Source organism: Micromonospora sp. NPDC005367, from assembly GCF_040606825.1.
Lineage (GTDB): Bacteria > Actinomycetota > Actinomycetes > Mycobacteriales > Micromonosporaceae > Micromonospora.
Window position 1 is genome coordinate 28,079 of sequence record NZ_JBEXFP010000060.1, and the last position, 10,027, is coordinate 38,105.

Genomic DNA, 10,027 nt, shown 5'->3' on the forward strand with positions numbered 1-10,027 from the left:
GGTTATGCGGGCCGGGTCTGGCTCACCGGCGTCCCCCGCCGCACCGTACCGGGTACCTCACCGGCCCGGTGCCTGCCGGCCGGGCCCCTTTCTGCTGGTCAGGCGATCAGGAGGCGAAGAACGCCCGGGGGTCGGCGACGAGCACGCCGTGCTCGGTGAGCCGCTCGATCAGACCGGACGGCGAGGCGTCGTAGACGATCGCCAGTGCGCGCAGGTCGTCGGCGCGGATCGAGAGCACCCGCCCGTTGTAGTCGCCGCGCTGCTGCTGGATGGCGCGCGCGTAGCGGGCGACGTAGGCCAGGTCCTCCGAGGCCTCGTCGTAGAGCCGCTCCAGGTCCAGCACGATCTTGCTGGTGGGCTCGTGACGGACTCCGCTGCCGTCGGGCAGCAGTTCGGACACCGGCACGCGGTAGAAGTCGGCCAGTTCGGCCAGGCGGGACACCGTGACGGCCCGGTCACCGCGCTCGTACGAGCCGACCACCACGGCCTTCCACCGCCCGTTCGACTTCTCCTCCACCCCCTGCAGGGACAGCCCCTGCTGCTGGCGGATCGAGCGCAGGCGGGCGCCCAGAGATTTGGCGTATTCAGAGGGCATTCGGACACTCCCAGTGCTGCGGGGGTTCTCCCAGCGATTCGCTACGGAGCGTGACGGTACGGGGATTGCGACACCTGGTCAAGTGTTCGTGACCTTACCGTTGGGGAGCGTGCGGGAAGTCTTCGCCGTTCCGCCACACTGACCCGGTGGTCAGTGGGTGGCGGTGGCCGGCCCGGTGACCACTGGTAACGTGGCGTGAAGCCTTCGCGTGGGCCGTCCGCGGCCCGCGGCGGAGGCGTCCGACATCCTTTAACGACCCGTCCCGTGAGGCGGGGAAGGAGGTCTGCCGTGGCCTGCCCACCGGCTGCCGAATCACCACCTGCGCGGCAACCCTCGGTGAAGGTGATCCTCGCCAGCGCCGACGTCCAGCGCGTGGTCGACCGCATCGCCCACCAGATCCTGGAGAAGACCCAGGGCGCCGCTGACACCGTCCTGCTCGGCATTCCCACCCGGGGCGCCCCGCTCGCACGACGGCTCGCCGCCCGGATCAGCACCTTCGAAGACGTGGCCGTCCCGGTCGGTGTGCTCGACATCACTCTCTACCGCGACGATCTGCGCCGGCACGCCACCCGCGCGATCGGCCCCACCCAGCTGCCGCCCGGCGGCATCGACGGCAAGCGGGTCATCCTCGTCGACGACGTGCTCTTCTCCGGCCGGACGGTCCGGGCCGCGCTCGACGCGCTCAACGACGTGGGCCGCCCGGCCTCGGTGCAGCTCGCCGTCCTGGTCGACCGGGGCCACCGGGAGCTGCCCATCCGCGCCGACTACGTGGGCAAGAACATCCCGACCTCACTGGCCGAGAGCGTCAAGGTGACGCTCGCCGAGACCGACGGCACGGACGGGGTCAAGCTCTACGGAGGTACCAGCTCATGATCCGGCACCTGCTCTCCGGCGCCGACCTGGACGCCGCCACCGCCACCCGGATCCTGGACACCGCCGCCGAGATGGCCACGGTCGCCGGCCGCGAGGTCAAGAAGCTGCCCGCGCTGCGTGGGCGGACGGTGGTGAACCTTTTCTACGAGGACTCCACCCGGACCCGGATCTCGTTCGAGGCGGCCGCGAAGCGGCTCAGCGCCGACGTGATCAACTTTTCCGCCAAGGGCTCCAGCGTCGCCAAGGGGGAGAGCCTGAAGGACACGGCGCTCACCCTCCAGGCGATGGGCGCCGACGCGGTGGTCGTCCGGCACCCCGCCTCCGGTGCGCCGCACCGGCTGGCCGAGTGGGTCGACGGCTCGGTGGTCAACGCCGGCGACGGCACCCACGAGCACCCCACCCAGGCGCTGCTCGACGCGTACACCATGCGCTCGCGGCTGGGGCGGCTCGCCGGGCTGTCCGTGACCGTCGTCGGCGACGTGCTGCACAGCCGGGTGGCCCGCTCCAACGTGCTGCTGCTCTCCACCCTCGGTGCGAAGGTGACCCTGGTCGGTCCGCCCACGCTGATCCCGGTCGACTGGGCGACCCGGGCGACCGCGGCGAACACCTCGGGCGCAGGCGCGGCCCAGGCGCCCGACATCACCGTCTGCTACGACCTCGACGCGGTGCTGCCGACGTCGGACGTGGTGATGATGCTGCGGGTGCAGCGGGAGCGGATGACCGACTCCTACTTCCCCTCCGCCCGCGAGTACGCCCGCCGGTACGGGCTGGACGGGCAGCGGATGCGGCGGCTGCCCGAACACGCGATCGTCATGCACCCCGGACCGATGAACCGGGGCATGGAGATCACGCCCGAGGTGGCCGACTCGGCCCGCTCCACCATCGTCGAACAGGTCACCAACGGGGTCTCCGTCCGGATGGCCGTCCTCTATCTGTTGCTCGGGGGGAACAACGCATGACCGCGTACCTCATCAAGGGGGTCAGCCTGCTCGGCGCCGCGCCGACCGATCTGCTGATCCGCGACGGCGTGGTCGCCGAGACCGGCGCCGACCTGGCCGCCGACGGTGCCACCGTGATCGACGCCGCCGGCCTGGTCGCCCTGCCCGGCCTGGTCGACCTGCACACCCACCTGCGCGAGCCCGGACGCGAGGACGCGGAGACGGTCGAGTCCGGCGCCCGCGCGGCGGCGCTCGGCGGGTATACGGCGGTCTGCGCGATGGCGAACACCTCCCCGGTCGCCGACACCGCCGGCGTCGTCGAGCAGGTCTGGCGGCTCGGCCGTGAGGCCGGCCTGGTCGACGTGCAGCCGATCGGCGCGGTCACCGTCGGGCTGGCCGGCGAGCGGCTGGCCGAGCTGGGCGCCATGGCCGACTCCGCGGCCCGGGTGCGGATCTTCTCCGACGACGGGCACTGCGTGGCCGACCCGCGGCTGATGCGCCGCGCGTTGGAGTACGTGAAGGCGTTCGACGGGGTCATCGCCCAGCACGCCGAGGAGCCGCGCCTCACCGAGGGCGCGCAGATGCACGAGGGCGCGGTCTCGACGCGCCTCGGGCTCACCGGCTGGCCGGCCGTGGCCGAGGAGGCGATCATCGCGCGCGACGTGCTCCTCGCCGAGCACGTCGGCAGCCGCCTGCACGTCTGCCACGTCTCCACCGCCGGCAGCGTGGAGGTGCTGCGCCAGGCCAAGGCCCGCGGCGTACGGGTCACCGCCGAGGTGACCCCGCACCATCTGCTGCTCACCGACGTCCGGGCCGAGACGTACGACCCGGTCTACAAGGTCAACCCGCCGCTGCGCACCGACGAGGACGTCACCGCGCTGCGCGCCGCGCTGGTGGACGGCGTGATCGACATCGTCGCCACCGACCACGCGCCGCACGCGGTGGAGGACAAGGAGTGCGAGTGGGCGTACGCCCGACCGGGCATGCTCGGCCTGGAGACGGCGCTGTCGATCGCGCTGGAGGTGCTCGGCCCCCGCTGGGACCTGATCGCCGAGCGCATGTCCCGCACCCCGGCCCGGATCGCCGGGCTGGAATCCCACGGGCTCGACCCGGCACCCGGTGTGCCGGCCAACCTCACCCTGGTCGACCCGGCGGCGCGCCGTGTGGTCGAGCCCGGTGAGCTGGCCAGTCTGAGCCGCAACACCCCGTACGCCGGCATGTCGCTGCCGGGTCGCGTCGTGGCGACCTTCCTGCGCGGTGAGCCGACGGTTCTGGACGGAAAGGCTGTCAAATGATCCGAGCGAGGAGTGCAGCGGAGCGGAGCCCCGCAGTCCGGATCGAAGGGAATGCGGCATGGTGAAGCGCAGGCCGGCGATCCTGGTTCTCGAGGATGGGCGGACGTTCCACGGCGAGGCGTACGGCAGCGTCGGGGAGACCTTCGGCGAGGCGGTCTTCAACACCGGCATGACCGGCTACCAGGAGACCCTCACCGACCCCTCCTACCACCGTCAGGTGGTGGTGCAGACGGCGCCGCACATCGGCAACACCGGGGTCAACGGTGAGGACGACGAGTCGTCCCGGATCTGGGTCGCCGGGTACGTGGTGCGTGACCCGGCGCGGATCGGCTCCAACTGGCGGGCCAGTGGCGGGCTGGAGGACCGGCTCGCCGCCGAGGGCGTGGTCGGTATCGCGGGGGTGGACACCCGGGCGCTGACCCGGCACCTGCGCGAGCGCGGAGCGATGCGGGTCGGCATCTCCAGCGTCGAGGAGGATCCGCGGGCCCTGCTGGCCCGGGTCCGCCAGGCTCCGGAGATGGTCGGCGCGGACCTCTCCGCCGAGGTGACCACCGCCGAGCGGTACGTGGTGCAGGCCGAGGGCGAGCACCGGTTCACGGTCGCCGCGCTGGACCTCGGCATCAAGCGCAACGTGCCGCGCCGGCTGGCGGCCCGCGGGGTCACCACGCACGTGCTGCCCGCCGCGTCGACGATCGACGAGCTGCTCGCGACCGGGGCGGACGCGGTCTTCTTCTCGCCCGGGCCGGGTGACCCGGCGACCGCCGACGGTCCGGTGGCGCTGGCCCGCGAGGTGTTGAGCCGGCGGATCCCGCTCTTCGGCATCTGCTTCGGCAGCCAGATCCTCGGCCGGGCGCTCGGCTTCGGCACCTACAAGCTCGGTTACGGCCACCGGGGCATCAACCAGCCGGTGCTGGACCGGTCGACCGGCAAGGTGGAGGTGACCAGCCACAACCACGGCTTCGCGGTCGCCTGGCCGGGCCGCGAACAGGAGCTCAGCGCGGTGCAGGTACCCGGAGCCGGGCCTGGCGCGGTGGTCCCCGACCAGGTGATCGACACCGAGTTCGGCGGCGTCGAGGTCTCGCACGTCTGCCTCAACGACAACGTGGTCGAGGGGCTGCGGGCCAAGGACGTGCCCGCGTTCACGGTGCAGTACCACCCGGAGGCGGCGGCGGGTCCGCACGACGCGGACTACCTCTTCGACCGCTTCGCCGAGTTGATCGAGGGCCGTGCCCTCGACCGGCGGCGCAGCGAGGGCCGTGCCCTCGACCGGCGACGCAGCGAGGGCCGTGGCCTCTACTCGAACCACAGCGAAGGCGGAAACTGATGCCCAAGCGGAGCGACCTGAAGCACATCCTGGTCATCGGCTCGGGGCCGATCGTGATCGGGCAGGCCTGCGAGTTCGACTACTCCGGCACCCAGGCGTGCCGGGTGCTGCGCAGCGAGGGGATCCGGGTCAGCCTGGTCAACTCGAACCCGGCCACGATCATGACCGACCCGGAGTTCGCCGACGCCACGTACGTCGAGCCGATCACCCCGGAGTTCGTCGAGCTGGTCATCGCCAAGGAGCGTCCGGACGCGATCCTGCCGACCCTGGGCGGGCAGACCGCGCTGAACACCGCGGTCGCCCTGCACGAGGCCGGGGTGCTGGAGAAGTACGGCGTTGAGCTGATCGGCGCCAACATCGACGCGATCAACCGCGGCGAGGACCGGCAGCTGTTCAAGGACATCGTGGCGAAGGCGGGTGCCCGCCTCGGCTACCCGGACCCGTCGGCGCTGGTACCGCGCTCGCGGGTCTGCCACTCCATGGACGACGTCCGGGAGACCGTCGCCGAGCTGGGCCTGCCCGTGGTGATCCGGCCGTCGTTCACGATGGGCGGCCTCGGCTCCGGCATGGCGCACACGCAGGAGGACCTGGAACGCATCGCGGGTGACGGCCTGGCCGCGAGCCCGGTGCACGAGGTGCTCATCGAGGAGAGCGTGCTCGGCTGGAAGGAGTACGAGCTCGAACTCATGCGCGACCGCCACGACAACGTGGTGGTGGTCTGCTCGATCGAGAACGTCGACCCGATGGGTGTGCACACCGGCGACAGCGTCACCGTGGCCCCGGCCATGACGCTCACCGACCGTGAGTACCAGCGCCTGCGTGACCTCGGCATCGCCGTGCTGCGCGAGGTCGGGGTGGACACCGGCGGCTGCAACATCCAGTTCGCGGTGAACCCGGCCGACGGGCGGATCGTGGTCATCGAGATGAACCCCCGGGTGTCGCGCTCCTCGGCGCTGGCGTCCAAGGCGACCGGCTTCCCGATCGCGAAGATCGCCGCGAAGCTGGCCATCGGCTACACCCTGGACGAGATCCCCAACGACATCACGCTGAAGACCCCGGCGGCGTTCGAGCCGACGCTGGACTACGTGGTCGTGAAGATCCCGCGATTCGCGTTCGAGAAGTTCCCGGGCGCGGACGCGGAGCTGACCACCACCATGAAGTCGGTGGGCGAGGCGATGAGCCTCGGGCGTAACTTCACCGAGGCGCTGAACAAGGCGATGCGCTCGATGGAGACCAGGGCGGGCGGCTTCTGGAGTGTGCCGGACCCGGTGGGAGCCACCAAGGAGAACACCCTCGCCGCGCTGCGTACGCCGCACGACGGGCGGCTCTACACCGTCGAGCGGGCACTACGGCTGGGCGCCTCGATCGCCGAGGTGGCCGCCGCGTCCGGCGGGATCGACCCGTGGTTCCTGGACCAGATCGCCGGCCTGGTCGAGCTGCGCGCGGAGATCGTGGCGGCGCCGGTGCTCGACGCCGAGCTGCTGCGCCGCGCGAAGCGGGCCGGCCTCTCCGACCGGCAACTGGCCGCACTGCGTCCGGAGCTGGCCGCCGAGGACGGGGTACGGACGCTGCGGCACCGGCTCGGCATCCGGCCGGTGTACAAGACCGTGGACACCTGCGCGGCCGAGTTCGAGGCGACCACGCCGTACCACTACTCGTCGTACGACCTGGAGACCGAGGTGGTCGGGTCGACGCGGCCCAAGGTGCTGATCCTCGGCTCCGGACCGAACCGGATCGGGCAGGGCATCGAGTTCGACTACTCCTGCGTGCACGCGGTCCAGGCGCTGCGTGCCGCCCCGGCGGGTGGCGCCGGCACCGGCGGCTACGAGACCGTGATGGTCAACTGCAACCCGGAGACCGTCTCCACCGACTACGACACCGCCGACCGGCTCTACTTCGAGCCGCTCACCTTCGAGGACGTGCTGGAGGTCTGGCACGCGGAGGACACCTCCGGCAAGGCGGCCGGCGGGCCGGGTGTGGTCGGCGTGATCGTGCAGCTGGGCGGGCAGACCCCGCTGGGGCTGGCGCAGCGGCTCAAGGACGCCGGAGTTCCCGTGGTGGGCACCTCCCCGGAGTCGATCCACCTGGCCGAGGAGCGGGGGGCCTTCGGCGCCCTGCTGACCCGGGCCGGGCTGCGCGCGCCGTCGTACGGCATGGCGACCTCGTACGACGAGGCGAAGGCGATCGCCGACGAGATCGGTTACCCGGTGCTGGTCCGCCCGTCCTACGTGCTCGGCGGACGCGGCATGGAGATCGTCTACGACGACGCGACGCTGCGCGGCTACATCGGACGGGCCACCGACATCTCACCGGACCATCCGGTGCTGGTGGACCGGTTCCTCGACGACGCCGTCGAGATCGACGTGGACGCGCTCTGCGACGCCGACGGCGAGGTCTACCTCGGCGGCGTCATGGAGCACATCGAGGAGGCCGGTATCCACTCCGGAGACTCGTCCTGCACCCTGCCGCCGATCACCCTGGCCGGCTCGCACCTGGCCGAGGTCCGCCGGTACACGGAGTCGATCGCCCGGGGCATCGGCGTACGCGGCCTGCTGAACGTGCAGTACGCGCTCAAGGATGACGTGCTCTACGTGCTTGAGGCGAACCCGCGGGCCTCGCGTACCGTCCCGTTCGTCTCGAAGGCGACCGCCGTGCCGCTGGCGAAGGCGGCGGCCCGGATCGCGCTCGGCGCGACGATCGCCGAGTTGCGTGCCGAGGGGCTGCTCCCGGCGACGGGGGACGGCGGCACGATGCCGGCGGACGCCCCGATCGCGGTGAAGGAGGCGGTGCTGCCGTTCAAGCGGTTCCGTACGCCCACCGGCAAGGGCATCGACTCGCTGCTCGGCCCGGAGATGAAGTCCACCGGCGAGGTGATGGGCATCGACACGAACTTCGGTCACGCCTTCGCCAAGTCGCAGTCGGCCGCGTACGGCTCGCTGCCGACCGGGGGCCGGATCTTCGTGTCGGTGGCCAACCGGGACAAGCGCGCCATGATCTTCCCGATCAAGCGGTTGGCCGATCTGGGCTTCGAGATCGTCGCCACCACCGGCACCGCCGAGGTGCTGCGCCGCCACGGCATCGCGTGCGAACAGATCCGCAAGCACTACGAGGCGGGCGAGGGCGAGGACGCGGTCTCGATGATCCTCGGCGGTGACGTGGCCCTGGTGTTGAACACCCCGCAGGGCTCCGGTGCGAGTGCCCGTTCCGACGGCTACGAGATCCGCAGCGCGGCGGTCACCGGGGACATCCCGTGCATCACCACGGTGCCCGGCGCGGCGGCCGCGGTGATGGGCATCGAGGCCCGCATCCGGGGCGACATGCGGGTCCGTCCGCTCCAGGAGTTGCACGCCGCCCTGCGGGCGGCCCAGTGACCCCCGCCCACATCGCCCCCGCCGCCCGGGCCCGGCCAGGCGCGTTGATCATGAGATTGTTGACGCGACACGCCGGGCCGGCGGGCGACAGCTTCATGATCGGCCGGTTTCCGGGTGGTCGGGCATGGTGATGTTCGAGCGCGTCGTACGGCCCGTGCTGTTCCGGATCGGGGGCGGGGACGCCGAGGCCGCGCACGAGTGGACGCTACGCCGGCTGGCCGTGGTGTCCCGCCGGCCGGCGTTGCTGGCGGCGATGCGGGCCCGCTACGCGGCGCGTGCCCCGCGCACCGTGTTCGGGGTGGAGTTCCCCAACCCGGTCGGCCTGGCCGCCGGGATGGACAAGGACGGTGTGGCGCTGCCCGCGTGGCCGGCGCTGGGGTTCGGCTTCGTCGAGGTCGGCACGGTGACGTCCCACGGCCAGCCGGGCAACCCGCGGCCCCGGCTGTTCCGGCTGCGCGACAGCGAGGCGATCGTGAACCGGATGGGCTTCAACAACTCCGGGGCGCGTGCTCTGGCGGCCGGTCTGGCGGCGCTGCCCCGGCCGCTCGGCGTGCCGTTGGGGATCTCGCTCGGTAAGTCCAAGGTGACCCCGCTCGACGAGGCGGTCGAGGACTACCTGGCCTCCTACCAGGCGCTGAAAGGGTACGGCGACTACTTCGCGGTCAACGTGTCCTCACCGAACACCCCGGGCCTGCGGTCCCTACAGGACCGGTCTCATCTGGACGCGCTGCTCGCCGCGCTGGTGGGGGAGAAACCGGTGCTCGTGAAGATCGCTCCGGACCTCACCGAACCGGCGATCGCCGAACTGCTGGAGGTCTGCCTCGCACGGGGCGCCGCCGGGGTGATCGCCACCAACACCACTCTCGCTCGGGGCGGTCTGGCCGACGCCGACCGGGCACGAGGCGCGGAGACCGGCGGTCTCTCCGGGCGGCCGCTCGGGGCGCGGGCCCGGGAGGTGGTCTCCTTCGTGCACCGCGAGACGGACGGACGGTTGCCGGTGATCGGGGTCGGGGGTGTCCTCGACCCGGACGACGCGGCGCGGATGTTCGACGCCGGCGCCAGTCTGGTCCAGCTCTACACCGGCTTCATCTACCGGGGCCCGGCCCTGGTCCGTGCCGCGGTGCGCGCGGCGACACCGGCGCGACTGCCGGCTCGATGAGCGCGGGCGCGACGCCGGTGCCCCGCCGGGCAACCCCCGGACGCCGGCTCGCGCCGTACGTTGCCCGGCTCGCGCCGTACGTTGCCCGGCTCGCGCCGTACGTTGCCCGGCTCGCGCCGTACGTTGCCCGGCTCGCGCCCCGCCGGGGTTGGCCGGTGCGGGGTACGGGTCGGCTCGCGTCCAGCGGGCCCACGCCGGGCACGAACCGTCTCGCGCCCAGCGGAGGCCGGACCGCGGGCGCGGGTCGGTCCACGCGGCGGCCGGCCCGTGATCACCGCCGTGCCGACCGGCGTCACACCGGATGGGCGGTCGGTCGGCGGAGCCGTTGCCGACCGCACCAGGATCGTCGTACGCCGTGCCCCGGCGGCTCGCCCTCCGGAAGCACGCCCACGGCGCGTACGACCCACGGCGATGCCCGGGACGGGCGCGGCCGGGTTTCTGCCGACCAGCTCGCCCGCGTCGCCCGGCGGTC

At 72.3% G+C, this 10,027-nt stretch carries 8 protein-coding genes; 6 read left to right on the top strand and 2 right to left on the bottom strand.

Going from position 1 to position 10,027, the window contains the following annotated elements:
* Nucleotides 1-106: 106 nt before the first annotated feature.
* Nucleotides 107-595 (bottom strand): helix-turn-helix domain-containing protein, encoded by a 489-nt coding sequence (locus ABZS42_RS28540; RefSeq protein WP_013285505.1) that lies wholly within the window; start codon nucleotides 593-595, stop codon nucleotides 107-109.
* Between the two features lie 288 nt (nucleotides 596-883).
* On the opposite strand from ABZS42_RS28540, the gene pyrR reads away from it, so the two are divergent.
* The 6 genes from pyrR (at nucleotide 884) to ABZS42_RS28570 (ending at nucleotide 9,555) form a co-directional block, all read left to right on the top strand.
* Nucleotides 884-1,468, top strand: coding sequence for a bifunctional pyr operon transcriptional regulator/uracil phosphoribosyltransferase PyrR (gene pyrR, locus ABZS42_RS28545; RefSeq protein WP_355150442.1), 585 nt, complete (start codon nucleotides 884-886; stop codon nucleotides 1,466-1,468).
* Nucleotides 1,465-2,427: an aspartate carbamoyltransferase catalytic subunit gene (locus tag ABZS42_RS28550; RefSeq protein WP_355150444.1), complete on the top strand. Its 963-nt coding sequence runs from the start codon at nucleotides 1,465-1,467 to the stop codon at nucleotides 2,425-2,427. The genes pyrR and ABZS42_RS28550 overlap by 4 nt, the downstream gene beginning before the upstream one ends.
* On the top strand, nucleotides 2,424-3,701 hold the full coding sequence (locus ABZS42_RS28555) for a dihydroorotase (RefSeq protein ID WP_355150446.1): 1,278 nt from the start codon (nucleotides 2,424-2,426) through the stop codon (nucleotides 3,699-3,701). Before ABZS42_RS28550 ends, ABZS42_RS28555 begins: the two co-directional genes overlap by 4 nt.
* A 61-nt stretch (nucleotides 3,702-3,762) precedes the next feature.
* Nucleotides 3,763-5,025, top strand: coding sequence for a glutamine-hydrolyzing carbamoyl-phosphate synthase small subunit (carA, locus tag ABZS42_RS28560; protein ID WP_355150466.1), 1,263 nt, complete (start codon nucleotides 3,763-3,765; stop codon nucleotides 5,023-5,025).
* Complete coding sequence (carB, locus tag ABZS42_RS28565) at nucleotides 5,025-8,396, top strand: carbamoyl-phosphate synthase large subunit (protein WP_355150448.1); 3,372 nt, start codon at nucleotides 5,025-5,027, stop codon at nucleotides 8,394-8,396. Before carA ends, carB begins: the two co-directional genes overlap by 1 nt.
* 127 nt (nucleotides 8,397-8,523) lie before the next feature.
* Nucleotides 8,524-9,555: a quinone-dependent dihydroorotate dehydrogenase gene (locus ABZS42_RS28570; protein WP_355150468.1), complete on the top strand. Its 1,032-nt coding sequence runs from the start codon at nucleotides 8,524-8,526 to the stop codon at nucleotides 9,553-9,555.
* Between the two features lie 292 nt (nucleotides 9,556-9,847).
* Here ABZS42_RS28570 and ABZS42_RS28575 read toward each other — a convergent pair.
* A partial coding sequence (locus ABZS42_RS28575; protein WP_355150450.1) for a hypothetical protein occupies nucleotides 9,848-10,027 on the bottom strand: 180 nt, incomplete at its 5' end.

Bases quoted from the DNA above. Each gene is read 5' to 3' on its own strand.
- ABZS42_RS28540 (WP_013285505.1), bottom strand. From the start codon at position 595: ATGCCCTCTGAATACGCCAAATCTCTGGGCGCCCGCCTGCGCTCGATC.
- ABZS42_RS28550 (WP_355150444.1), top strand. From the start codon at position 1,465: ATGATCCGGCACCTGCTCTCCGGCGCCGACCTGGACGCCGCCACCGCC.
- ABZS42_RS28555 (WP_355150446.1), top strand. From the start codon at position 2,424: ATGACCGCGTACCTCATCAAGGGGGTCAGCCTGCTCGGCGCCGCGCCG.
- carB (WP_355150448.1), top strand. From the start codon at position 5,025: ATGCCCAAGCGGAGCGACCTGAAGCACATCCTGGTCATCGGCTCGGGG.